This window comes from Exiguobacterium sp. KRL4, assembly GCF_001870785.1.
GTDB lineage: Bacteria > Bacillota > Bacilli > Exiguobacteriales > Exiguobacteriaceae > Exiguobacterium_A.
The window spans coordinates 1-23,236 of sequence record NZ_MOLV01000028.1 but is presented as its reverse complement, the minus strand read 5'-3'; the positions used below and the strand labels follow the sequence as shown (position 1 = coordinate 23,236).

The 23,236-nt window shown below is 48.3% G+C and carries 24 protein-coding genes; 4 read left to right on the top strand and 20 right to left on the bottom strand.

What is annotated here, in order from left to right; translation table 11 throughout:
* Positions 1–15: 15 nt before the first annotated feature.
* From BLD48_RS13780 to BLD48_RS13730, 11 genes are read right to left on the bottom strand one after another with little or no spacing between them, the layout of a single operon-like run.
* Positions 16–1,170 carry an aminotransferase class I/II-fold pyridoxal phosphate-dependent enzyme gene (locus BLD48_RS13780; protein ID WP_071500730.1) on the bottom strand — a complete coding sequence of 385 codons (1,155 nt, stop codon included), beginning with the start codon at positions 1,168–1,170 and terminating at the stop codon, positions 16–18.
* Positions 1,167–2,234, bottom strand: coding sequence for a lipid II:glycine glycyltransferase FemX (locus tag BLD48_RS13775; RefSeq protein ID WP_071500729.1), 1,068 nt, complete (start codon positions 2,232–2,234; stop codon positions 1,167–1,169). The genes BLD48_RS13780 and BLD48_RS13775 overlap by 4 nt, the downstream gene beginning before the upstream one ends.
* Positions 2,215–2,835, bottom strand: coding sequence for a sugar transferase (locus BLD48_RS13770; RefSeq protein WP_071500728.1), 621 nt, complete (start codon positions 2,833–2,835; stop codon positions 2,215–2,217). The genes BLD48_RS13775 and BLD48_RS13770 overlap by 20 nt, the downstream gene beginning before the upstream one ends.
* Positions 2,836–2,851: 16 nt before the next feature.
* Positions 2,852–3,961: a glycosyltransferase family 4 protein gene (locus BLD48_RS13765; protein WP_071500727.1), complete on the bottom strand. Its 1,110-nt coding sequence runs from the start codon at positions 3,959–3,961 to the stop codon at positions 2,852–2,854.
* On the bottom strand, positions 3,949–5,292 hold the full coding sequence (locus BLD48_RS13760) for a nucleotide sugar dehydrogenase (protein ID WP_071500726.1): 1,344 nt from the start codon (positions 5,290–5,292) through the stop codon (positions 3,949–3,951). The genes BLD48_RS13765 and BLD48_RS13760 overlap by 13 nt, the downstream gene beginning before the upstream one ends.
* Positions 5,293–5,304: 12 nt before the next feature.
* The gene (locus BLD48_RS13755; RefSeq protein ID WP_071500725.1) at positions 5,305–6,654 is read right to left on the bottom strand and encodes a phenylacetate--CoA ligase family protein; all 1,350 of its coding nucleotides are present in this window, start codon (positions 6,652–6,654) and stop codon (positions 5,305–5,307) included.
* Entirely contained in the window at positions 6,644–7,681 is a 1,038-nt protein-coding gene (locus BLD48_RS13750) for an NAD-dependent epimerase (RefSeq protein WP_071500724.1), read from the bottom strand. The genes BLD48_RS13755 and BLD48_RS13750 overlap by 11 nt, the downstream gene beginning before the upstream one ends.
* Positions 7,671–8,963 carry a hypothetical protein gene (locus BLD48_RS13745; RefSeq protein WP_071500723.1) on the bottom strand — a complete coding sequence of 431 codons (1,293 nt, stop codon included), beginning with the start codon at positions 8,961–8,963 and terminating at the stop codon, positions 7,671–7,673. The genes BLD48_RS13750 and BLD48_RS13745 overlap by 11 nt, the downstream gene beginning before the upstream one ends.
* A gap of 13 nt (positions 8,964–8,976) precedes the next feature.
* A complete protein-coding gene (locus BLD48_RS13740) occupies positions 8,977–10,239 on the bottom strand; it encodes an oligosaccharide flippase family protein (protein ID WP_071500722.1) in 1,263 nt (420 codons plus the stop codon).
* Between the two features lie 12 nt (positions 10,240–10,251).
* A complete protein-coding gene (locus BLD48_RS13735; protein ID WP_071500721.1) occupies positions 10,252–12,123 on the bottom strand; it encodes a polysaccharide biosynthesis protein in 1,872 nt (623 codons plus the stop codon).
* Between the two features lie 22 nt (positions 12,124–12,145).
* Entirely contained in the window at positions 12,146–12,796 is a 651-nt protein-coding gene (locus BLD48_RS13730) for a YveK family protein (protein ID WP_071500720.1), read from the bottom strand.
* A gap of 327 nt (positions 12,797–13,123) precedes the next feature.
* Between BLD48_RS13730 and BLD48_RS13725 the strand changes: the two genes are divergently transcribed.
* On the top strand, positions 13,124–14,413 hold the full coding sequence (locus tag BLD48_RS13725; RefSeq protein ID WP_236630039.1) for an O-antigen ligase family protein: 1,290 nt from the start codon (positions 13,124–13,126) through the stop codon (positions 14,411–14,413).
* A 31-nt stretch (positions 14,414–14,444) separates the two neighbouring features.
* Positions 14,445–15,203 carry a hypothetical protein gene (locus tag BLD48_RS13720; RefSeq protein WP_071500719.1) on the top strand — a complete coding sequence of 253 codons (759 nt, stop codon included), beginning with the start codon at positions 14,445–14,447 and terminating at the stop codon, positions 15,201–15,203.
* Positions 15,204–15,271: 68 nt separating this feature from the next.
* On the opposite strand, the gene BLD48_RS13715 is transcribed toward BLD48_RS13720, so the two are convergent.
* The 5 genes from BLD48_RS13715 to BLD48_RS13695 form a co-directional block, all read right to left on the bottom strand.
* The gene (locus BLD48_RS13715; RefSeq protein WP_071500718.1) at positions 15,272–16,087 is read right to left on the bottom strand and encodes an ATP-grasp domain-containing protein; all 816 of its coding nucleotides are present in this window, start codon (positions 16,085–16,087) and stop codon (positions 15,272–15,274) included.
* Between the two features lie 149 nt (positions 16,088–16,236).
* Positions 16,237–17,313: an RNA-guided endonuclease InsQ/TnpB family protein gene (locus tag BLD48_RS13710; RefSeq protein ID WP_071500717.1), complete on the bottom strand. Its 1,077-nt coding sequence runs from the start codon at positions 17,311–17,313 to the stop codon at positions 16,237–16,239.
* 4 nt (positions 17,314–17,317) lie between these two features.
* Positions 17,318–17,719, bottom strand: a complete 402-nt coding sequence (tnpA, locus tag BLD48_RS13705; RefSeq protein ID WP_071500716.1) for an IS200/IS605 family transposase — start codon at positions 17,717–17,719, stop codon at positions 17,318–17,320.
* A 124-nt stretch (positions 17,720–17,843) separates the two neighbouring features.
* On the bottom strand, positions 17,844–18,053 hold the full coding sequence (locus BLD48_RS13700; protein ID WP_071500715.1) for a hypothetical protein: 210 nt from the start codon (positions 18,051–18,053) through the stop codon (positions 17,844–17,846).
* A 95-nt stretch (positions 18,054–18,148) separates the two neighbouring features.
* Positions 18,149–18,643: a VanZ family protein gene (locus BLD48_RS13695; RefSeq protein WP_236630037.1), complete on the bottom strand. Its 495-nt coding sequence runs from the start codon at positions 18,641–18,643 to the stop codon at positions 18,149–18,151.
* Positions 18,644–18,880: 237 nt separating this feature from the next.
* Between BLD48_RS13695 and BLD48_RS13690 the strand changes: the two genes are divergently transcribed.
* Complete coding sequence (locus BLD48_RS13690) at positions 18,881–19,291, top strand: helix-turn-helix domain-containing protein (protein ID WP_236630041.1); 411 nt, start codon at positions 18,881–18,883, stop codon at positions 19,289–19,291.
* 75 nt (positions 19,292–19,366) lie between these two features.
* Here the strand turns inward: BLD48_RS13690 and BLD48_RS13685 are convergent, their stop codons facing one another.
* From BLD48_RS13685 to BLD48_RS16335, 4 genes are all read right to left on the bottom strand, one after another.
* Positions 19,367–19,684 (bottom strand): hypothetical protein, encoded by a 318-nt coding sequence (locus tag BLD48_RS13685; RefSeq protein ID WP_071500712.1) that lies wholly within the window; start codon positions 19,682–19,684, stop codon positions 19,367–19,369.
* A gap of 179 nt (positions 19,685–19,863) precedes the next feature.
* Positions 19,864–20,607, bottom strand: a complete 744-nt coding sequence (locus BLD48_RS13680) for a hypothetical protein (protein WP_071500711.1) — start codon at positions 20,605–20,607, stop codon at positions 19,864–19,866.
* A complete protein-coding gene (locus BLD48_RS13675) occupies positions 20,600–21,811 on the bottom strand; it encodes a hypothetical protein (protein WP_071500710.1) in 1,212 nt (403 codons plus the stop codon). Before BLD48_RS13675 ends, BLD48_RS13680 begins: the two co-directional genes overlap by 8 nt.
* A gap of 82 nt (positions 21,812–21,893) precedes the next feature.
* On the bottom strand, positions 21,894–22,040 hold the full coding sequence (locus BLD48_RS16335) for a hypothetical protein (RefSeq protein ID WP_161487724.1): 147 nt from the start codon (positions 22,038–22,040) through the stop codon (positions 21,894–21,896).
* A 145-nt stretch (positions 22,041–22,185) separates the two neighbouring features.
* Between BLD48_RS16335 and BLD48_RS13670 the strand changes: the two genes are divergently transcribed.
* Positions 22,186–23,064, top strand: a complete 879-nt coding sequence (locus tag BLD48_RS13670; RefSeq protein ID WP_071500709.1) for a helix-turn-helix domain-containing protein — start codon at positions 22,186–22,188, stop codon at positions 23,062–23,064.
* The last annotated feature ends 172 nt before the right edge of the window (positions 23,065–23,236 follow it).

The following is a 23,236-nucleotide window of genomic DNA, read 5'->3' as shown; positions in this document are numbered from 1 at the left end:
CTCCCTCCCATACATTCATAGCTGCACATTTCTCCGAACGTCTTCAACGAGTCCTTGACGAACTGAACGGATGACCAGCGCCTGCTCGGTAAACGTCATTTGCGAAGCAGAAGGTAGACAAATCCCTTCTTCAAACAAACGACGGCTGACGTCCACATCATTCGCCGTGATGTACGGCACATCCCGGTAGACCGGCTGCAGGTGCATCGGTTTCCAGACGGGGCGCGATTCAATATTTTTTTGTTGCAAGTGTTGAATCAATTGATCCCGTTGCTCCGTTCCACCGGGTACCGTCAATGCTGTCAGCCACCGGTTCGCCCGACTACCGGTGATTTCCTGTTGGTAGTGACGTGCCTCGACGCCGTCAAACGCTCGGACATAGCGGTTAAAAATCGTCCGGCGTGCCTTGATCCGGTCCTCAATCACCTCGAGTTGTCCCCGTCCGATCCCGGCCGATACGTTACTCATCCGGTAATTAAAGCCGACTTCTGTATGCTCGTAATGTAAGACCGGTTGCCGGGCTTGCGTCGCGAGATAAAACGCCCGTTCGATCAAACCTGGATCAGACGAGACCAACATCCCTCCGCTTGACGTCGTAATGATTTTGTTGCCATTAAACGAGTAGATACCAAACGTGCCGAACGTACCCGTCATCCGACCATTGATGGTCGATCCTAACGATTCCGCTGCGTCTTCGATCAACGGCACATCATATTCCTGACAGATCGCTGCAAGCTCCTCGATTTTTGCGACGACCCCGTACAGATGAACGACGATGACGGCTTTTGGGAGCTGGCCGCGTGTCGCCGCTTGAATCATCGCCCGGCGCAAGGCGGCAGGTGACATGTTCCACGTGTCCGGTTCTGAATCAATCAAAACAGGGCGTGCACCGACATACCGGATCGGGTTGGTCGAGGCGATGAAGGTCAAGGACTGACAGAAGACATCATCTCCGACCGTCACGCCAAGCGTCGCTAACGCTAAATGGATGGCCGCTGTCCCGCTGCTCGTCGCAAGTGCGGCTTCTGTACCGCTATAGGCACGGATTCCCGCTTCGAAGGCTTCGACATTCGGACCAAGCGGTGCCACCCAGTTCGTTTCGAGTGCTTCCGTGACATACTGTATTTCCTGACCACTGAGATGTGGAATTGATAATGGAATACGTTTCATGATGACTCCCCCCCTCTTCGTGACAGCTGACGCACTGGGGTCCGGTAGAGCGGAAACCAGTCCTGCGATGACGATCCGTGGTGCTCCAAGTGCCGGTTCGACAATTGTTCGTATACCATGGGATTTAAAATCGACGTTCCAAGGCTGAACGCTGTCTGCAGATCACTGAAGGAACGTTTGTAAGCGAGTAAGCTGTCGGTATTTTCCCTCGTCGTCCCACCACCAAGATGAAGGGCTGTTTTTCCGAGGTGTTTGGCCCGGCGGATCATCTCGGCGAACAACAGATGATTCGGACGGGCGGCGAGTTCTGCTGGATCGGACGCCCCGAGGTGATAATGGGCGAATTGTTGTCCGTAGAGGACGATGCAACCGGCGATGATCGTACCGTTTCGTTCGGCAACGAGCAATTCTGCTGGTAAGCGTCCGTTTTGCAGTTGCTGAAAGTAATCATCGTCGAAGTAATAGCGGGCATCGGCCTGACGTTTCTCCATCGTCAACCGATACAGATGGATAAAACTTGCATATTCTTCGGGACGGGCAACGCGGACCGTCACCTCTTCACGTCGGGCTTTTTTGATATTTCGCCGCGTCATCGAGGAAAAACGCTTTTCAATTACGTCTAGCGGATCCGTCAACTTGACCGTCACCGTCTGCTGCAAGATGTTTGCCGTGTCACACCACACTTGACCGAGTTCCTGATTTTCAAGTACCGGATGAAAGCGGATCGTCTCGGTGATAATCTGTTCCGCATGGCAATATTCACGGAATTGTTGCCGGACCTCCTCGACTTGATCGCAGGACCAGATGCCGATGAAGACCGGTCCGCCGTACCCGTAGGGAGTCGTGATGTCTTGAAAATTCGTTCCATCGATTTTTCGTTTCAGGTACGGATAAAGCAGGATGCCGAATTCTGTCGGGTAGATATACATCTCCGGAATCGCTGCCGGTTCTTCCGCGAGCTCGAAGTAGGCGTAGTCGTAATAACAATCTAAAGCGTAACGCGCGACGAGGGCATTCCATTCCCGCGGATCGTGGATCAATCGTTCAGCGCTTAACGACATCATGATGGACACCCCCGTCAAGTCCTTTGAATTCGCCCATTCCCGTCTGATGATCGGTCGAGTTCCCTTCTGAAGAGACGACAATCTTAACAGTTTTCAACAGAATATACAGATCGAGTCGGAACGTCTGGTTCGCTGCGTACCACTGATCCTGTTCGAGTCGTTCTTGCCAGGTCGTTGCGTTCCGCCCGTGGATCTGTGCCCAACCGGTCAGACCCGGTAAGACGTCGTGGCGGGTCATTTGTTCCGGTGTATAGTGATTCAAGTAACTGACGAGCAACGGGCGTGGTCCGACGAAACTCATCTGTCCCCGAAGAATGTTAAAAAACTGTGGGATTTCATCCAGGCTCAACCGCCGGACCCATTCGACCGATTTTGGAATCCGTTCGGCGTCCGGAAGTAGTTTACCGTCCGCATCGGTCTCGTTCGACATCGTCCGGAATTTATAGATCTTAAACAGTTCGCCTTTATAGCCGGGACGGACCTGGTTAAAGAAAATCGGGCGTCCGAGCTTCGTAAAGATGAACACGGCGACGAACAGGTAGACCGGCAGCAGGACGAGGATAGCGAGTAGACTGACTGTGAAATCGAATGTCCGTTTCATGGTGGCGTCCTCCTTTTTATAAGGTCGAAAAGAGATCGAGTTGCCGCTTGATGACATCTGCTTCGTTAAAGTGTTTCATCGCCCGTTCAAAACCTGCCCGTCCCATTTCCGATGCCGCGTCTGGATGCTGAACGAGATCGAGCATCCGCCGAGTCAACTGCTGCTCATCCCGGACCTCTACCAAATAACCGGTTTTCCCTTCGATGACTTCTTCACGGCAACCGCGGATGTTCGTCGCAATGACGGGTTTTGCCGTCGCCATCGCCTCGATGATGGAGCGTGGAACACCTTCGCGATGTGAGGGAAGAACAAAGGCATCGACCTGATGGAGGAGCGTCGGCACATCTTCGACGAAACCGAGATAATCGATGTTGGGAATCTCCCGGATCCGTTTCATGAACGTATGTTTCGTCGTCTGATCCCGTTCGCTTGCCATCATTTCACCGGCGATGACGAGCCGCGTATCCGGTTGAACCGCAACGACCTCTTCAAACGCGTTCAACAGTTCGAGAATGCCTTTTTCTTCGACGATCCGACCGATGAACAAAAACGTAAAATTACCATTCGTCTGACGCGGGCTGGGATAAAAGCGGGTCAAATCGATCCCGTTTCCGAGGTGCATCAGCCGGGTCGTGTTTTTGAACCGTTTCCGGTTCGCCAGTTCGTAGTCTTCGGCACTTTGGAGCAACAGGTAGTCCGTCGCGAACCGGGCGAGCCACTTCTCGACCGAGTACGTCAGTTGATACGTGACGCGGCCCATCTTTTCATGAAAGTAAAAACCGTGTGCCGTATAGACGATATGTTTCGTTCCGGCCCGTTTGGCAGCGACTCGTCCGAGCGCCGCTGCGACCGGTGTATGGACATGGACGGCGTCGTACTGTTCGTCTTTTAAGATCTGGACGATCGAGCGAATCGTCTTCCAGTTACTTGTCCAGTCGATTTTCCGTTCAATCGGGATGTCATGCATCGTAAAACCTTGAGCGGCTAGTTTGTCCGCCGCTCCCGTGTCCGCACAGGCAATTCCGACATCGTGTCCGGCATTTTGAAGAGCGAGTAACAAAGGCTGAAGCATCGTTTCTGCCGTCGTATCGAGGGCGCAGACTTGGAGGATTTTTAGAGTCGCCATAAATGCACCCCTTCCGGTTTGTCTGTTGGTGTCAGCATTCCTTTGATATCGATGACAATTCCGCGACCAACTTTGAGCAAGTGTTGCGCAAGCAGCCAGTTGCCTTCGACGTACTCTTCATGGGAGACGGCGAAAATGACGACGTCTGCCGGTTTTAAGTCCGAAAGATCCACTAAATCGATGCCGTATTCGCGTTTCGCCTCTTCTTTTGCGACGAGCCGGTCCGCCACTTGGACTTCAATCCCGAACTCTTCGATTTCCTTAACGAGGTTCGCGACTTTTGAATTCCGGATATCACTGACGTTTTCCTTAAACGATAGACCAAGGACAGTCACGCGAGCCCCGAGGACGGGCATGTTTTGTTTGATCAAATTCTTGACGAGCGACGTTGCGATGAAACGCCCCATCGTATCATTGATCCGGCGTCCGGCTAAGATGACTTCCGGATGATAGCCGAGTGATTCCGCCTTCATCGTCAAGTAGAATGGATCGACGCCGATACAATGCCCGCCGACTAACCCTGGACGAAACGGAAGGAAGTTCCACTTCGTCCCGGCCGCTTCGAGTACTTCGAGTGTGTCGATATTCATTCGATCAAAGATGATTGCCAGTTCGTTCATCAAGGCGATGTTCAAATCACGTTGTGTATTTTCGATGATCTTTGCCGCTTCTGCGACCTTGATCGATGAGGCACGGTGGACGCCGGCTTCAACGACCGCTTCATAGACTTCCGCGACGATGTCGAGCGTTTCTTCGTTTTGAGCGGAGACGATTTTTTTGATTGTCTTGAACGTATGCTCGTGATCACCGGGATTGATCCGTTCCGGAGAGTAGCCGACAAAGAAGTCGACGCCGGCTTGAAGTCCTGATGCTTCCTCAAGGACCGGGATACAATCTTCCTCGGTCGCGCCCGGATAGACCGTTGATTCATAGACGACGATGTCGCCTTTGTTCAGTTGTCGTCCGACAAGATGCGAGGCACGAAGGAGTGGTGTCAAGTCCGGCTGGTTTTGAGCGTTGATCGGTGTCGGGACGGCGATGATGATGAAGTCGCTTGCCTGCAAGGCTCCTGCGTCCGTCACGTACTCGACTTCTGCATTCTTCAGGACGAATGGACTGAGTTCGAGTGTCGCGTCAATGCCTTCTTTTAGTTCCGCGACCCGCTGTTCCTTGATGTCAAAGCCGATGACTTCCGTTTTTTCGCCAAAGGCGACGGCGACGGGAAGACCGACGTATCCGAGGCCGACGACGGCAATCGAACGGTTGGCGATAGGGAGTGATCGTGTTTCGGCTGCTGTCGTATCTATGATGTGTTTGACTGCCTTATTCATGATGGATTCCTCCTATTTCATCGACTGTCTGACGATCAGTGTTTTCCCATTCGGTTCCTGCTTCATCTGCCGGACCGGCTCGAGCGTCACCTGCATCGAGGAGCCAAGCAACTTGTGCATCTCGCGTAATAAGATCTTTTCGTGTTTCGGTACAAACAATTGTTCATCCGGAATGTAGCGGAGCGTCACTTGATTCAATGCGTATTGTTCGACCTGCAGGCGTAAGACCGAGTTCGGTAATTCACGGGCGATCGTCGTGATGTCTCCTTCGAATACTTTGCCCCGCTTTTCACTGACGATATAACTGGTTCCTCGCCCGTCAATCGACTCGATGACCGGACCGTTCAGTCCGCATGTACAAGTTGCGTCACTCAGCGTCATCCGGTCACCAATCCGGTAACGGATCAGCGGCGTCCCGCGGGTCGTAAAACAGGTGACGACGACTTCACCACCCTCTCCGTATGGTTCGATGATGCCGGTCTCGTGATGGAGATGCAGCTTACGCTCACGACACTCCGAGATGATCGGTGCCCCTTCCGACGAACCGTACTGATCGAAGACGGGTGCTTGGAAGGCTTCTTCAAGTAACCGCCGCATCTCGGGTGTCACCGTTTCCGCTGTTGGAAAGATCGCGGTCAACTTAAAATCAAGTTGAATCTTGTATTTGAGCATGTACAGCGCAATTTCAAGCATCGCCGTTGGTGTCCCGTCAAGTGCCGCCGGTCGGAACCGGTTCAACTCTTCGATATACGCCGGTAAATTTTCTTCCTTCATGTGGAAAATCGATAACAGGAGTTGATTCAACGGACGGTTCATCCGCCAGAAGATCGGTTTTTTCTGATCAACCGCCGTCAAGGTCCGACCCGTGAAACTCGCCCGCCGCATGCCGGAATAAAATCCATGTAACTCTTTGAAGTAATCGAGATGGGCCATCCGTTCTTGGACATCCTCTCGCATGAAGGCGACTTGAAGTGATTTTCCGCTCGTACCGCCAGTCCGCCCGCGGACCGGGGCGTCGATGTTTGACAGGAATGCTGCGTTTTGTTGCCTGAGCGTCTCCTTCTCAAGCACCGGTATCGTCTGTAACTGATCCAGTGAGGTGAAGGGGAGTCGAATGTCATGTTCTTGAAACAGTTTTTGGTAGTAAGGTGTATGTGTCTGAACGAATAACAGAAAGGCATTCAATCGCTCGAGCTGTTCAATCCGGTAGTCGATCGTTCGATCTTTTTCTCTTAATTCTTTGATTTTTTCCTCATAACCCATACCATATCGTTCCTGCATCAACTTTTTCCCGTAAAGAGAAGTTAAGATATTCTGAATGAATATCGGGGATTTATAATACAACTCTTCTTTAAGCGCCATCTTGAACTCCCTCCTTCAGCCGATAATGCTGCTCATACCAGTCGATGAATGCATGGACGCCTGCTTCGATCGTCGTCTGTGGACGATAACCGATTGTTTCAAACAAGGACTGCACATCCGCAAAACTTTCCGGCACATCACCCGCTTGGAGTGGTAATTCATGTTTGATGGCTTTTTTGCCGAGCCGCTGTTCAATCAAGGCGACGAATTCGTTCAGTCGGATCGGGCTATGACTGCCGATGTTGAAGACACGATACGGGACGAAACTTCGGTCGGGAAGTGGATTCGCTTTATCAAACTGGGGATCCGCAACCGGCTCCGTCTGCATCAGCCGATAGATGCTTTCGATGATGTCGTCGACATACGTGAAGTCGCGTCCCATCTCACCGTAGTTGTACAGGTCGATCGGTTGACCGTTCGCGATCGCTTCCGTGAACTTGAACAGGGCCATGTCCGGACGTCCCCACGGTCCATAAACGCTGAAGAAGCGAAGACCGGTCGTTTTGATCCCGTAAAGACTGCTGTACGTATGCGCCATCAGTTCGTTCGCTTTTTTCGAAGCGGCGTAGAGACTGAGTGGATGGTCGACCGCATCCGTCGTCGCAAACGGCATCTTCGTATTCGAACCGTAAACGGAACTCGATGAGGCGTAGATCAGTTGCTCGACCGGATGATGCCGACAGGCTTCAAGAATCGACAGGAAACCGACGATGTTCGAGGTGATGTAGACGTCCGGCCGATCGATGCTGTACCGGACACCGGCTTGGGCCGCCAGATGGAGGACCAAATCAATCTGTTCTGTCGCAAAGATCTGATCGACCGCTTCGGTATCTTCTAAAGAAACGCGGTAAAACGTGTAACGGCTTGGATCGAGTTCGATCAACCGAGCCTCTTTGAGCGTCGGATCATAATAATCGTTGACTTCATCGAGCCCGACGACCCGGTACCCTTCTGCTAAAAAGCGACGTGCCGCATGAAATCCAATGAATCCTGCAATCCCGGTAATTAAAATCGTTTTATTCTGCACGTTTCTCGACCTCCTCGAAGTGATGAATCACCTGATAGCGGATGTAATGAATCGATGTATACACAATCAACAGCATCGGAAACAGTTTGTAGCGGTGGCGAATCGCCGTTCCGACATTCCCCGTTCCAAGACCAAAGATGACGGCATTGACGAGAAACAGAAGCAACATGAACAGAAGCACACTGCCAAAAGGATGTTGTTTCAGATACTTCAGGTGCAAGATCGTCAGACCAAACAGCACGAGATAAAACACCGCGTCCGCGAAGAAAATCGCGATGTTCATCACGCTCGACCATTGCCATGGAAACGGTGAAAACAGGAAGTAGATCATCCGGAGTGGCGCGTACAAGATCATGTCGAGTGGCCCCGTCACGGTCAGTCCGTTCAGATAGGCGGATCCTCCACGGTCGTAACTCATCCCGCTGAACAGTTGCCCGTTCTCCGAGACGTGGGTGAATTTCGCGAACAATACTTCCTGGAAGCTGTAGACGATAAAACCGACGATGACGACCTGGACGAGCAAACGCTGGACTTTCGACGCTTCGAAATCCATCCGCTGCGTCTCGTGATTGTAGAAGGAAAAGTAGACGAGAAGGACCAGAATCCCGACCGCAAGCCCTGAATGGAACATCGTACTGATGAAATAGCCCGTATAGGCGAGTGCCAGATCCATCATCGACTTGTGCATCGTCCAGCGCACCATATAGTACAACGTGTAGACGATCCCGATCGCCACCAGTTGATCACGTAAGAGGATCGGTGAAAGCAACAACCCTTGCGCGAAGAAAGCAAACATCCCGGTTACGATCAGCACGTAATGCATCGGTAACTTCAGTAACATCAAGGTTTTCGAAAAGATGACGATCGAAACAATACCGAGAATGACGTTAAAATACTGGGCCAACATCCGCTCCGGTCCGAATGCGAGATAAAAGAGACCAAGAAATTTCGAATAGCTGCCCCGAACGACTTCACTGAACATCGTCGGATCGGTATAGATCAACAAGCCTTCCAGATGGAATGCCTCCGTATCGTCACCGCTATGTGGTGGGAGCCGGAACAGTTCCAGATCGACTAACATCAACGTCAACCGGAGCAGAAAAGCGGTCACGAAAATCAGAAACAGCGGTGTCGTGTCCGCCTGTTTCAGCAGATAAAACATCAACAGGACCGAGTTAATGGCAAGAAGTGTCGCCACGTAACCTTCAGAAGTCAAAAAGAGCGGTCGGACCAGTTGACTGAGCAATGCTTCAAGGACAACGACAATCAGGATCGGCCGCATGTTTTCTCCTCCTTTAGCTACTTTGTTCGATCGCAAGTGCCAGTTTCCGGGGATACAGTGAACGATAGAGCGCCGGAATCAACAGAACGATCTGGGTGATGGCACATAACCCATACGCGGTCGTCGCACCGTACAAGCCGTACATCGGAATCAGGATGCTGCAGGCGACGATGTTGACGACGACACTGCCGAAGATGGCGATCGTCTGGACCCGGAATTGCTGAAACCCGGTCAACAACGCTTGAACGACGGTCGAATTATAGAAAAAGAGCGACGCGATCATCATCAGGACGAAAATCGTATGGTACTGGACGAATGACGCATTGTAGAAGAGCGTCAGTCCCCACTTCCCAAAAAAGATTGATCCGATGATCAGCAAGATCCCGACTGCGTTCGTCATCAGTAGCATCGAGCGGGTCAGCCTCCGCAACTCCGGTAAGCTTTGCCGTTCACCACTTTCAGAAGAAAAGTTTGGCAACAAGACGGCGACAAGCGAGTGGATGAAAAGACTTCCTAGCACAAGGAGATAGGCGATACTCGCGTAGTAGCCCAGTTCTTCCGTGCCAATCGCATGACCGACGAACAAGCGTGGGATGTTGGCATTCAAGGCAATCAACAAGGCGACGAAGCCGAGTGGGACAGCTTTGATGAACAGTTGTCGCCCCGTCTGATACCGTTCGCTCATCCGCTGGTTTTCGAATCCGTGACCGACACGCCGGACGGTCGGTAAATCGTAAAGAATCAGCATGATCAGGTTACCGGCGACCAAAGCGAGAACGAAACCGTGAATCGAATGGGTCGTGAACAAAATCAAGGCCGCGCCCGATACGTTGACGAGACTTCGGAAAATCTTCGAGACAGCGACTTCCTTGAAGGCCATGTGTCCTTGTAGGAATCCATATGCGAGATCCGCAAACGACTCCATGTACTTATTCAGATAGACGAGTAACGTCAGCCACAGAATGTCGGCTTCTCCGAAGAAGTAATAGACGATGAGAAGGACGAAGACCCCGACCGTCAATAAGGAAAATCGTGTTTTGATGAACAAATTGAAGTTTTTTAACCCCGACCGTTCCGCCGTCAAAATCGTACTGGCATTCAGCCAACAAAACATGACGATTGGTGCCGTCAAGGCGAGAGCATAATTGAAGTAACCGATGTTGAGTGGTGTACTCCATTTGATCAACAGCGTCAAAATCATCCATTGGTGGAGCGAGTAAGCCGTATCCGCAATGAAGATGAGATTAAAACGTGAGAGTTGCCGGGCTGATTTCATATCGTCTCCCCCTCATTCCCGGGCGATCCGAATCGCCGGTGGAATCGTTTCCGGCATCTTGTCGGTTCGATTCGTCGCTTCTAGTAGATACGTCCGTAAGGCTTGTTCATCATCGATTGCTGCCGCGATGTTGCGCAGATACGGATCAATCGATCCGAACGGGCATGTCTTACCGACGAGAATCTTCTCGAAGACCCGTTCTTCGTGGACCTCCTCTGTTGCGAGTAATTCTTCATACAACTTTTCACCTTTACGAATACCGCTGTAGACGATCGGGATCTGCTCTTCTGTAAAACCACTCAGGTGAATCAAGTTGCGGGCCAGTGTCGTGATGTTGACCGGTTCTCCCATATCGAGGACAAACACTTCGCCCCCTTCAGCGAGAACACTGGCTTGGATGACGAGCCGGCTTGCCTCTGGAATCGTCATGAAATAACGGGTCATCGCGGGATCGGTCACGGTGATCGGACCACCCTTTGCGATCTGTTCCTTAAAGAGAGGAATGACGGACCCGCGGCTCCCAAGGACGTTTCCGAACCGGACGACGGCAAAGGTCGTTTGACTGTTCCTTGCGATTTGTTGAATCACCATCTCGGCAATCCGTTTCGTCGCCCCCATCACACTCGTCGGATTAACCGCCTTATCGGTCGAAATCATGACGACCCGGTTGACTCCGGCTGCTTCTGCCGCCAAGGCGACGTTACGTGTCCCGTAGACATTATTTTTGACGGCTTCACTTGGGTTATCTTCCATCAGCGGCACATGTTTATGGGCGGCTGCGTGATAGACGAGATCCGGTTTGAAGCGGTGCATCACGTCCATCATCCGGTCCGCATCCTGAACATCGGCGATGACCGAATGTAACGTGATGCCTTCCGTCGTGGCTTCGAGTTCCCGCCGGATCAGATAGATACTGTTTTCACCATGCCCCAGTAAAATGAGGTGTTCCGGTTTAAACTTCACAAGCTGGCGACAAATTTCTGATCCGATCGACCCACCCGCTCCCGTCACGAGGACCGTCGCCTGACTGACGCTTTTTTCAATTTCCGTGATATCGAGTTCGACCGGCTCCCGTCCAAGTAGATCGGCGATCGATACTTCTCGGATTTGATTGACGGAGACTTGACCGGAGGCCAGTTCGACGAGCATCGGTAACGTATGCGCTTCGACCTTCGTCTGTTTGATCCGGTTCAGCAGGCTGACCCGGTCGGGATAGGATAAGGACGGAATCGCCAGGACGACGGCCTCGATTTTGAATTCTTCGATGATACATTCGAGCTGCTCGATCGTACCGATGACCGGTACACCATGAATCATCATCCCCTTTAGTTCCGGCAAATCATCGAGGAGTCCGACGACGTTCAGGATATGCGCCTTTTTCTGTTTCAACTCTTTCGTGATCATCTGTCCCGAGGCACCGGCACCGATGATCAAGGTCCGTTTCCCAAGCGTCCGATTTTCTCGTTTCAGCTCCAGGCTGCGTCCACGAATCAACAGTCGGACGAACAAGATCCCATTCAGGACAAGACCGGTCTGGAGAAAGACGGCTCGTTCGACGGCAAAGTCGAATAATGCATATTCCAGTCCGAGGAGGACAAAGCTGCTCGCGACGACGACGACGAGTAAGACACCTAAGTCCCGCAGGCTCGCATATCGCCAGATGATTTGATAAAAGCGCATCCAGTGAGCGACAAGCGTCAGTGCGACCCATTGAATCAAGGCGATTTCGACGGCATCAATCAGTTCAAAGTTTGCCGTGAGATTGAGAGGATTAAAGAAATAGAACGTCACAACGGTCGCTGCGATGATGACCGTCGCGTCGATCAACCGTAGCAGACCGATCTTGACATGTCTGCGGTACTGCTGAAATGGTGGGGGCTGCATGATGTGCTCCTCCTTTCTCGATTCATGAACGGCTTGGACGGCTGACAGCTTGGGGATAGGCGGTTTCTTTCGTTTCTTCAGCGACTGACTTTTTTCCGAGCGCCCGGGAATAGACGATCAATAAGCCGAATAAGAGACCGAGGATCCCGCCGATCGCCGTGTTCATCAGGATGTTCGGGGAGACCGGTTTAGTCGGGATCCGGGCAGTCGAGAAGACTTCCGTACTACTCGTTTTGATCAACTGTGGAACATAATCCTGAAAGACTTCTGTCATCGTATTGGCTTGAATCGCCGCTTGCTCGGCTGACCGATCGGTGACCGATAAGGCGATGACTTGGGAGTCCAAGTTACTTGCGACGGTCAGGCGATCCGTCAAATCGAAGATCCGTTTATCGGTCACGTCCATCTTTTGGGCGACTTGATCGATGACTTCCGGACTTCGTAAGATATCCTGATAGGTACTGACAAGTGTCGTCGTCGATGTCGTTTCCGCATTTGCCTGTGGGACGACAAGGATGTAGGCGGTTGCTTCATACGTCGGAGGAATCACGTAGGTGCTGACGGCATATCCGGCACCCGCTAATAACATGGCCAGTAAGCAGAAAATCCACCAGCCTTTTTTTAATGTCGTCACATGGTCGCTGAATGTCTTTTTTTGATGAATGGAATTCACGTTGTTCACCTCTTTCTCGTTACCTGACACGTTCGCTGGACATTGGTTATGGTTACACCTTATTTCCAAACGGCTACCAAAACAATTAGAGCTTGATGGAAATGATTATATTTTTTTGAGGAGTCATCATGCTTGCATATCGTTAGTTCATCGAAAAAGATTGTTTCACGAAAAAAAGACGCTTCACATAAAAATGATCGCCGTTTCATCAAAATCATCCAATAAAAGCGCAAATATTCAATAAATTAAGGGTAAATACAAATTTGATGATTAAGAACCTGGAAAATCGGTAATAAGTCCTATATGAAGGGTGGATAGATACTAGTAATGATGTTAAAATCAGTCAATATACCTGAATCGATTGGCTTATTCATCCTGACACTTTGGGTGACGATTGATTTATGGACACGTCCGTTATCATTCACGGATGAAGTCCTGCCGAATCACTGGAATGTACTGATCACACTCGTCTATCTCGTCCTATTTGTCGTTTTTTATCTCGTCACCCGTCCGATGTATTTCCCACCACGTGCTTGGACACAACGACTCGTTACCTTATTTTTACTGTATGTTACGTTTCACACCATCATGTTTCTATTTCGCCCAGCTACCGCTTCTTCGCTTTCGTTACTCCATCTGTTTACGACGTGGCTTTTTGTCATCATCGTCCTATCACTCACTGCTCGTTCATTCGTCAGTTGGTTTCAACTGTTGAACCTCATTCTTTTATACCAAGCCTTATGTCTTGCAGCTTATGCCTTACTCGTCTCGTTCGGACAGGAATATGTACCGATTGATAATATCCAATCGTTACGACTCGGTCCGATTTCCTTGTCGCAGCTTTATGTCGGGGAACAAGGTGGTTTTCTCCGGTCTGCCAGTTTGACCAATAACCCGAATGCGTTTGCGGCCTGGCTCGTCCCCGGTGGTCTGATCGCCTGGATGTATGTCTTACAGGCAATCGCTCGACGTAGCCTTCGGTCGTTTGTCTTTTCCGGAGTGGTCCTGTCGTTGATTTTCATCGGTTTATTACTAAGTGCTTCTCAGACTGGCATTTACTCATTTTGTTTGCTCGCGTTGTTGACGACCCTTTTACTGATTCCAGAAAAACGATTGCGGTACCAGGTCACCGGTCTTTACCTGTTAGGTGCCGGTATCCTGATTGGCTCCATCTCTTTCAACAATGCATTGTTTGCGCAATTGATCAGTCTCAACGGACGTAGTGCGTTATGGCAAGCCGGTCTGAGCGCTTCCGTGGATCGACTTTGGTTTGGACATGGTCTCGGTTCTTCTGTCGTCGGACTCGAACAACAACTCGGACCAAGCACACTCTATACGTTCCACAGTACACCGATTGTCTACCTGTATGAATTCGGATTAATCGGTCTGCTGCTCTATCTCGCTTCATTCCTCTTGATTCTTGTCCGATTCATTCGGGATTACCGTCACGACGATTCCTTATCAGTCATCTTGTTGTTACTCTGCCTTTGGTTGCTGTTGCTTCAGTTCACAGAAAGTGTCCTGATTCGACCAAGCGGATTTTATTTCATCTGGCTCAGCTTTTTGATTTATGCGACACGCCGTCGCACGATTTCACAAGAAAGTACCCACACCTAGACGAACACCTACACGAAAGGGGTATGACATCATGAAGAAATGGACAGAACAACAAGTAATCGATAGCTTAATCGAAGCGAGTATCGCCTATCCTGCCTTAGATGCAAAAACCTACGCCCGCTGGTCTACTGGAAAAGAAATCCCGTCGATCACGACGATCATCAACGTGTTTGGTTCATGGCGTGAAGCGTTACATGCTGCTGGATTGTCATCGATCCGCCCGTATTATTCCGATCAGGAAATCTTGACGTTCATCAAAGAAGCATCGGAACGTCTGCATCCCTTTCACAGCAACAGTTACCGGGAATGGGCAAAAGCGAAACATGGTCCCTCATTGACGTTAATCAATCTACGTTTCGGGTCATGGTCACGGGCCCTTGAGGAAGCACATATCGAGATGACACGTTCGATCTGTATGACGGAAGAACGAATCATCAACGCGCTCCTCGAAGCATCGGATGTCCTTCCGCGCTTGACGACCCAGACCTATTCGATTTGGGCGCAGGAAAACGGACATCCGACGGTCGCGACGATTGCCCGAAAGTATGGATCGTGGGTCGATGCCCTCGCTTGCCTCGACATTGCACCACCACGCCGGAAGTGGGTCGAAGAGGATGTGCTCGATGCATTGACACAAGCTCAGCGCGAGCTCCCTGCCCTCAGCATCATCCATTACCGGAAATGGGCGGAAGGACGGTCTGTCCCAAGCACGTCGACCATCAACGCCTTATTCGGGAGCTGGACATCGGCGGTCCAGTGTTTGAAACGATCCCGGATTTCAATTTCTTGACGTAGTTCTTTTCACAAAAAAACGAGGAATGGATTTCTCTAAGAAATCATTCCTCGTTTTTTTTGCGCTTAACGTTTGATGTGTTGCAGTTCGGCCGCTGAAATCAACGTGACCGTATCATGTTTTAACATATACAAGTCATCCGCGTATTGCCCGATCTCCGGCGGATTGGTCTGATGCAGTAAATTGCGGAACAGTTGTGCCGGGAAATTGACACCACACGCATACGCATGAGGATACCCCCCACCAAACCGTGGATTGATTTCTGACAGATACAGCGTCCCCGCAACATCAAACAGATCAAAATCAAGGGGACCGACCAGTCCGGAATCTTCTAACACATGTTCAATCCATTCGAAAACATCTTCTCGGACGACCGAACGGCTTTTGTCGGTCTCACCGGCCCGCATCGTCAACTTTTCTTTGATGAAGATCGATGTGACTTGGCCCGAGATCAAATCCACATAGGCGTCGACACCAAGCTCTTGACCAACCAGAAGTTCTTGAACGATCAAATCCGCATTTTTTAAAAATAACTGTTCTACCTCCTCGAACGTCTCGACCTGCCTGACTTCGATGCTGGCACTTCCGCTACGCGGTTTGACGAAGACTGGTAAGTGGACTTCACCTATAGAAAGAGCTTCACGAAACGGTTCCAGTGCCTGATACGTTCTTGCGTGGGCGATTCCTTGATTGAGACAATACTCATACATCGTATATTTATCCAAGCAGAGCTGACATGCTTCAAAAGGCGAGACGACAACGGTTACACCAAGTGCTTCGAAACGTTCAGCCGCTCGTGCCAATAAACCAAGTTCCGGATCAATCAGCGACATGATCGCGGTCACACCTTCCACCTGACATAACTGCAGTAAATGATCGATTTGACACTCCCACGGCTAAAGCCGCAAGCTCACCCTTCGGGATGAGTGGGATTCTGAAGTGCTTGTGCGAGCGCAGTCCATTTCTGTTTTGCTCAAGCCTTCAGATGAGGGTGTGCCATCACCCCTCCTGAGACAGACCCTAAAGGTTCTCAGGCTGATTGACTATTACCATCAACCACAGGTGCATATCTAATATTCATCGCACCGACTAAATCTCTGTGCTTTTTGAATCCACATGGACAAAAATAGGTTCGATCTTTCGCTTTGTTTCTTTTACCGCAAGAAGGGCATGTCTGAGATGTATAGGCCGGATTGACATACTCGACCTTGATTCCGTCCAGATTTGCTTTGTATTCAATAAATGTTGCTAGGCGATAGAACGACCATGTATGCAGATTCTTATTGTTTTTACGGCTTGTTCTTGCCGTCTGCCGGATGTTCGCCAGTCTTTCTAGGCGAATGACAGAAACGTGATTCTCTTTCGCAAATGAAACGATCGCACGACTTACCTTGTGATCTTTGTCTCTCATCCAGCGTTGCTCTTGATTGTTTAGTTTCTTGATTGCGTTCAGCTTCTTCTTTTGACCGAGCTCTCTTCGTCTCGCACGAAACTTGCGTTTCATATATTTGTTCTCGCGTCCGTTACCGAAGAACCTCGCCTTGTCGCCATCATTCGTTGCGACTGCCGGGACTTTCAAACCCAGATCCACACCGAGAACCTTGGAGCCCGTCTTCTCGGTCGTGAGAAGCGTGACAGCGATCTGGGCAATCCATTTGTTCGACTTCTTCGTGATGCGTAGCGTCCCCAACTTATTGTTCAGGAGTGAGAAATTGCGATTGTATTTATCGACCATTTCTGCTTTGATTGCCATCTTCTTTGCTTTACCGTCCATCATGATCGGGAGAGAAATCGACTCGAAATCGAACGAATAGTTCTGGTTGTTCCATGTGCAGTAGGGTTTCTTGAGGATAGGGATGATTTTGAATTTGGATTTCTTGACTTTCTTGAAGAGGCTTTGGGCGTCTTTGATGACTTGGTTCTTGACGGCGCTAGGCAAATGAGACTGGACATTCTTGCTCGTCAGCTTAAGCATCGTTTCTGCCTCTACCATATCTGAGACAAGTTGGTTGGCCGTGTGGATATAAGTTCCCATCATACGCTTCAAAATAGATTGTTGTACGTTGGTAGGACGAAGTTTGATGTTCACCGTTAATGTCTGATTCAAGGTGTCACCCCCTTGTTTTTTGTTGCTCGACATAACGCTTGATTGTTTCGCTCGACACCTTTCCGGCGGTCGAAACGAAGTAGGAACGCGTCCAAAGACTTGGCAAGTGTTGAAGATGAGGAAATTCCGCTCTTAATTTTTTAGATGTCACGCCTTTGATTTTTGCCATGACATCAGCAGGACTGAGTGTTGGTGGGGCATTGAGGAACAGATGTGTATGATCTTGATCGCATGCTAAGGCGATGGTATGGATTTCTAAGCTTTCACAGATCTCCTGCACCAATTCTTTGAAACGTCCTTCTACATCGTTTCGAAGGAATATTTTCCTTCTATACCGAGGGCAAAAAACGAAATGATAATTGATCAGAGAGACGGTGGTCTGGGTTCTTCGATAGTTGTTTTTCATATTGACAACGTATCATTTCGAACAACTTACTGCAACGCAAAAAAAGATTTTCGGATACATGAAGTGCCAGAACCTTCGGCTTCTTTGTGGGCACTCCGTATCCGACCGAGCTTTCATCCCACCCCTAAAGGAGTGGGCTTTCCCGCTCAAAAATTCTGTAATTAACCTCATCTATCCTCGGTACGATGTAATGTTGATCCGTCATATACAGTGCCGGTGCTAATGGATTACAATCCGCAGTGCTGACGCGTCCCGTCTTAAACTCTTGGACAAAGTATTCGACCAGTTTCGCACGACGGCCGGCGCTCGTGATCAATAGATGAGGTCCTTGCATACGATCCACTCCTTTTTGTTAATCGTGTTAGCCTTAATGATTCGACCTCAACACCCGAAAACCTGCTATCTTTAAAAAATACTAGGGCAGAAGACTTATATCCGGACTAAATGTTTTTTTGTCTTTTTTTTCCAAAACGAAAAATACAATACAATACCAATCAAGGCACCGGTTCCATCGAGCAAGACATCTTGAATCAGTCCCGTCCGTCCGCCTGTCAAAATCTGATGGAACTCGTCAAAGACAGCTATCGTGACGGCTACCGTGTACGCAAATAGTCCCGCCAACAGGTAAGGACGAAGCAACCGTATGGTCAGATCAATCAGCGCGATCCCAAGGACGATGAAAATCGAGACATGAGCAGCCTTTCGAATAAAAAATTCGACGAATCCGGATGCCCCCAGTGCTGCGACACTAACCTCTCCGTGATAATCAAAGGAAATGAAGCGCAACTGTTCGACGAAATCTAAATTCAAATATCGGGACAAACCGGGTTTTAAGGATTGCTCTTCATACGGCATCGAACTGGATATGAACAAGATGATGACAATCAACACGGTCACATAACCGGACCAAGGAATTTTTTTCAATATGTCTACCTCCTTTATTTCTCTTGTATTAGAATAGCATGTTCTTTTTTTAGCCATTCTTAAATTCGCCAAACCAATAAAATTTTTCTAAATTTTCGACCCATTAAATACATAATCATGCAATTATTTTTCCGTAAAAACTTTTTTTTACATTTCATAGGTTTGCACTATAATGAGAATGGTTATTTAGTACTATATGCAAGGACGCAAAAATAGGAGTTGAGCCCTGTGAAACGTATGCTCGGAAAAAAAATCATGCAATTACGTAAACAACATCAATACACCCAAAAACATTTGGCAGAGCGATGCGGAGAAACCGTCACATCGATTTCTGCCTACGAACGTGGTCAACGTATGCCGAATCCACAAACACTGGAACGACTTGCACTTGCTTTGAACACGACAGTGATTGATCTGATTGACCCTCAGTATGTCCAACATCCTTCATTGCAGGAGTTCATGGCTCAGTCTCTCGAGCCGACTCAACCACTTGATTTCAAACTCGTCCTCGAAGATGTCCTCGTCCATCTAACACTTTCGACCGAAGTCTATTTTGACGGGCGTCTACTCACCCAAGAAGTGCGGGACCAGATGGCAACGTCGATCAATCAAGCTTTGCAACAAGGATTACAATCAATCAAAGTTTAAATTACAGCATAAAAACACGATGAGAAGCGAACAGGATTCTTCCTGTACACGTCTCATCGTGTTTTTTCATACACCTTAATCGGACTTTAAGACATGATGAATGTACAACTGTCCTTCTTCATATGTCGCTTCCATCATTCGGCTGAAAAAAGGGGATTTCGATGTTTTTTCTGCCAAAAAAACACGTTCAAAGCGACTATGTGCTTGACTGACAAAACTGAGTTTCAGTTCCCGGTCAGCTGACTTGAACGTCAGATGCGTTCCGGTATGGCCAAAAGCGTCCGGAAGAACCTGTTTCTCGACGAACTGAAACGTCTCTTCTGGAAACAATGCTGTGATAAAGGATAAACAACTGGCTTGTAACGCTTTTACTTGTGCCGTCTTCTCATCCATAACATCTACCTATCCTCCGTTTGTATGTTGGCATCGTAACATTGACTATTAAGCACTGCTTTCTTTAATACCCCACCTTTAGACCTAGTTAAACTAGTATTCAAAATATTTATATCCAATTTGAGGAACTTTTTTGTCAAAAAAGATTCTGTGCCCGATGGACGCAGAATCTTTTTCTTTCACCCGAGTTTATCCAACTCCAAAATAGTGACTGTTTTACCGGCATATAAGGTCCGCCCGGTATAACGGGACAGTTTCGCGAACTCAAATAACGTATCCGGCTCATACAGATGCTCGATCATGTAGCTGACCTTTTCATCCTCTCCTGATTTCAGATACAGATTAAAAATCAGTCGATTGTTGTCGACCTTCTGACCGTAAAATAACGTACAGTCCTGAATTCGTCGTGAGGCAATCGGTTGAACATGTTGCTTCAAATATTGCGCATTATGGATATTGACGAGCAATTGTCCTTCTGTCGCCAACAGCTGTCGCACGTTTCGGAAAAACATTAACAGTTCTCCCCGCGAATACCGTGCAATCGTCGTTCCGGGTAAAACGATTTTATCAAAGGCGCCACTTCCCATCACATCAATCAGTTCATTACTCAGTCCATAGACGCGATCCAAATAACGAGACGAAATTCCGGCGATCCGGTTCAATTCCGGTTCGACGAGATAAAGATCGTACCCTTCCTGACACAAGCTATTAAATAAGTTTGGTGAAAAGGTCCCATACAGCAGGACACGGTCTTCTTTTTGTAAATAGCGACGATACAACATCAGTTCATCGATTTCCGGTAACGCGGATGTTTCTTGGTAAAGGGCGACGAATCGGTCGTCAGCAAACAGATTATCGAGGACTTGAACACGTGAATAGCTCCCTTTTCGTGAAAACGGGCCAAATAATAATGCGTTATCCATGATAGATCAACTCCTTGTACGTCTGAATCGCTGCTTCATAGTCCGCACCGAGCCGTTTTGGCAACACATCAAACCGTTCCTTCTGATCTGCCTCGAGTATCGCGAGGAACACCTCATCCGTCTCAAACAACTGATTCGTCGTCAATTCGAAAGCAAAACACCCTTCCGAATTTTGAATGCCGATCATGGACAAAGGTCCAATCTTTCCATTCGTCCGGGGTAACTCGAATACGCTGTACGGTGTCACGAACTGACTGGTCCCCTGAAAGGCCGAGGCGAGCTGAAACAGGACAGGATACAGCGTAAGTTGTGCAACTGGAGCTAAGGGATCCATTTGCAGCAGCTGCCGTTCGCGTAACTGACAGACGTTCAGATCAAACGTCGAACTGAGTGAAATTTGTTTTCCGTAATCCGCGAATATCCCGTCACTACAGATGAATAAACGGTGCGAGACGGACATTCCGGCAAGTGTCGCATAATCCAGGATGCCAATATGGTGCGCGGGATTAGACACGACACTCGTCTCGTGCCACTGCTCCATCGTAGCTTGCAACGCCTCCCGTTCAAAAGTCGCCAAGCGCTCTTTGATAGGAAACGGCAACGTATCCGAAAACGCGAGCAGGACCGGTGTCCGGCTCATCAGTTCGATGACCGGCAAGTCATGTCGGGTCGACTGATCGATATACAACAAACTGTTGATCGTCATTTGATCAAACAAGGAAGGTTCAATCGAATCCAGCAATGCGGTGTGTTCGACATACACGTGGCGTAACGGTTGTGGCTGACGAGTTGCTGTATCCGGATAGACTCCTGTGAACAAGGACATCATCGCGTCCTGTAGCTCGATCGGTTGTTCGTGAATCATGGATGCATCCAGTGGGACCTGTCGTCCTTCTAAGAAATACGGATCACCAAACAAGACATCGCCTCGTTCATTCACCAAATGGAACTGGACATGTAACATACGTTGTTGTAAATAGGCGACGAGTCGTAAGGTCCGTTCACCCGGTCCACGCAAGATGAACAGATAATGTTCAAACTCTTGAAAGTCCATATAGTCGAGTAAATCCAAAAAGGTATGCTGATCGTAATCATAACGATCCATTGAAAAACGGTGTTGCTCACAAAATTGAACAAGCGCATCAGTAGGATCAAGTTGGTGGAGCCAGCCTTCACTTTCAGAAAGAATCGTTAGTCCGATCATGTCCATGCTCCTTTCAGTAGATGATTTTAAAAAAGGGCTTCAGACCTTTGACGGAATGAAGCCACGTCGTCGAGAGACGTTATTATGAAGTTTTGAGTTCGCGTTTCGCCGGTGGTTTGATCCGGTCCATTTCTCGACTAGCTAAGGGTGCGACCGAGACGTTAGCAGCATTTAAGCACCAGCCGTAAGACATCATCGTCCGGCGCGATTCTTTAAAGGTGAAGTTCATAGGAGTTCCCCTTTCTTTCGGATAAAATGGTGGACAACACGTTGACGATTTTTCGAAGTAAAAACTTGGTATCGGACACCTTTCCCTTTTATAATAAGAAAGGTATCGTTTTCTCAAATCCACTGGACAGAAAGGACAGAACCCGATGGATCAATTCACGTCACCGCAGATTGGTCTTGCCCTTCGCCGCCTTCGGAAGAAACACAATCTGACTCAGAAGGATTTGGCGAACGGCATTTGCAGCCAAGCGGAAATCAGTAAAATTGAGAGCGGGACACATTCCCCGACCGTTGATTTGCTCTATGCTTTGTCGCGAAGATTACAGGTGCCGATAACAGTTTTTTTGGACCATACAGAACAGCAAAATTCAATAAAATTAATAGACGAGTCTCTTGTATCAAGATTTAGAAATCAAGAATTTTCAAGTATCTATCAAGAAACAAAGTTTATTCTACTTTCTAGAAGCAAAGAAATAGAATTAGAATCCACTTTATTATATAGATATTATTTTAATTTATGTGCTTATCGACTGAATAAAATTGATTACCGAACTTGTATCGTGGAACTACAGCAACTATCTGAAAAATATTCAACCATACACTATTCTCCCAATATGTTGATCCGTATCAAATCTGCTATTGCTAACCTATATTCTGAAAACAAAATTTACCAACATAGTATCAAAGTTTATGAAGAAATCCTAAATCTCAATTTTGATAGTGATGAATTATTGATAAACAAAATAAGGATCTCATATAATTTTTCAAAAATACTTCTAGATTTTAAAAGACCTGAACAAGCCTTAGCACTTATAAATGACGCAATTGATCAAAGTTTAAATTTTAAGGATATGTCATTACTAGGCCAACTTTTTTCTCAAAAAGGAGCTTGCTTAGAACAATTACAGTATGATAAAGCCACTATTTCTGATATCTATGAAAAAGCTTATTTTTTATTTGATTTACTCAAAATGGATGAATATAAAAAAATAATTGAATCTGTTAAAGCAAAATATTTGAAATAAATATCAAACACGTTTTACTGAATATTCAAGTGGTAAACCATTTCCTGCAATGTCACGTTTTACTGAATATTCAAGTGGCAAACCGTTTCCTGCAATGTCACGTTTTACTGAATATTCAAGTGGCAAACCGTTTCCTGCAATGTCACGCTTTACTGAATATTCAAGTAGTAAA

Excerpts from the sequence above, each read along its gene's own strand:
- BLD48_RS13780 (WP_071500730.1), bottom strand. The coding sequence starts at position 1,170 with ATGAAACGTATTCCATTATCAATTCCACATCTCAGTGGTCAGGAAATA.
- BLD48_RS13775 (WP_071500729.1), bottom strand. The coding sequence starts at position 2,234 with ATGATGTCGTTAAGCGCTGAACGATTGATCCACGATCCGCGGGAATGG.
- BLD48_RS13770 (WP_071500728.1), bottom strand. The coding sequence starts at position 2,835 with ATGAAACGGACATTCGATTTCACAGTCAGTCTACTCGCTATCCTCGTC.
- BLD48_RS13765 (WP_071500727.1), bottom strand. The coding sequence starts at position 3,961 with ATGGCGACTCTAAAAATCCTCCAAGTCTGCGCCCTCGATACGACGGCA.
- BLD48_RS13760 (WP_071500726.1), bottom strand. The coding sequence starts at position 5,292 with ATGAATAAGGCAGTCAAACACATCATAGATACGACAGCAGCCGAAACA.
- BLD48_RS13755 (WP_071500725.1), bottom strand. The coding sequence starts at position 6,654 with ATGGCGCTTAAAGAAGAGTTGTATTATAAATCCCCGATATTCATTCAG.
- BLD48_RS13745 (WP_071500723.1), bottom strand. The coding sequence starts at position 8,963 with ATGCGGCCGATCCTGATTGTCGTTGTCCTTGAAGCATTGCTCAGTCAA.
- BLD48_RS13740 (WP_071500722.1), bottom strand. The coding sequence starts at position 10,239 with ATGAAATCAGCCCGGCAACTCTCACGTTTTAATCTCATCTTCATTGCG.
- BLD48_RS13735 (WP_071500721.1), bottom strand. The coding sequence starts at position 12,123 with ATGCAGCCCCCACCATTTCAGCAGTACCGCAGACATGTCAAGATCGGT.
- BLD48_RS13725 (WP_236630039.1), top strand. The coding sequence starts at position 13,124 with ATGATGTTAAAATCAGTCAATATACCTGAATCGATTGGCTTATTCATC.
- BLD48_RS13720 (WP_071500719.1), top strand. The coding sequence starts at position 14,445 with ATGAAGAAATGGACAGAACAACAAGTAATCGATAGCTTAATCGAAGCG.
- tnpA (WP_071500716.1), bottom strand. The coding sequence starts at position 17,719 with ATGAAAAACAACTATCGAAGAACCCAGACCACCGTCTCTCTGATCAAT.
- BLD48_RS13700 (WP_071500715.1), bottom strand. The coding sequence starts at position 18,053 with ATGCAAGGACCTCATCTATTGATCACGAGCGCCGGCCGTCGTGCGAAA.
- BLD48_RS13690 (WP_236630041.1), top strand. The coding sequence starts at position 18,881 with ATGCTCGGAAAAAAAATCATGCAATTACGTAAACAACATCAATACACC.
- BLD48_RS13685 (WP_071500712.1), bottom strand. The coding sequence starts at position 19,684 with ATGGATGAGAAGACGGCACAAGTAAAAGCGTTACAAGCCAGTTGTTTA.
- BLD48_RS13680 (WP_071500711.1), bottom strand. The coding sequence starts at position 20,607 with ATGGATAACGCATTATTATTTGGCCCGTTTTCACGAAAAGGGAGCTAT.
- BLD48_RS13675 (WP_071500710.1), bottom strand. The coding sequence starts at position 21,811 with ATGATCGGACTAACGATTCTTTCTGAAAGTGAAGGCTGGCTCCACCAA.
- BLD48_RS16335 (WP_161487724.1), bottom strand. The coding sequence starts at position 22,040 with ATGAACTTCACCTTTAAAGAATCGCGCCGGACGATGATGTCTTACGGC.
- BLD48_RS13670 (WP_071500709.1), top strand. The coding sequence starts at position 22,186 with ATGGATCAATTCACGTCACCGCAGATTGGTCTTGCCCTTCGCCGCCTT.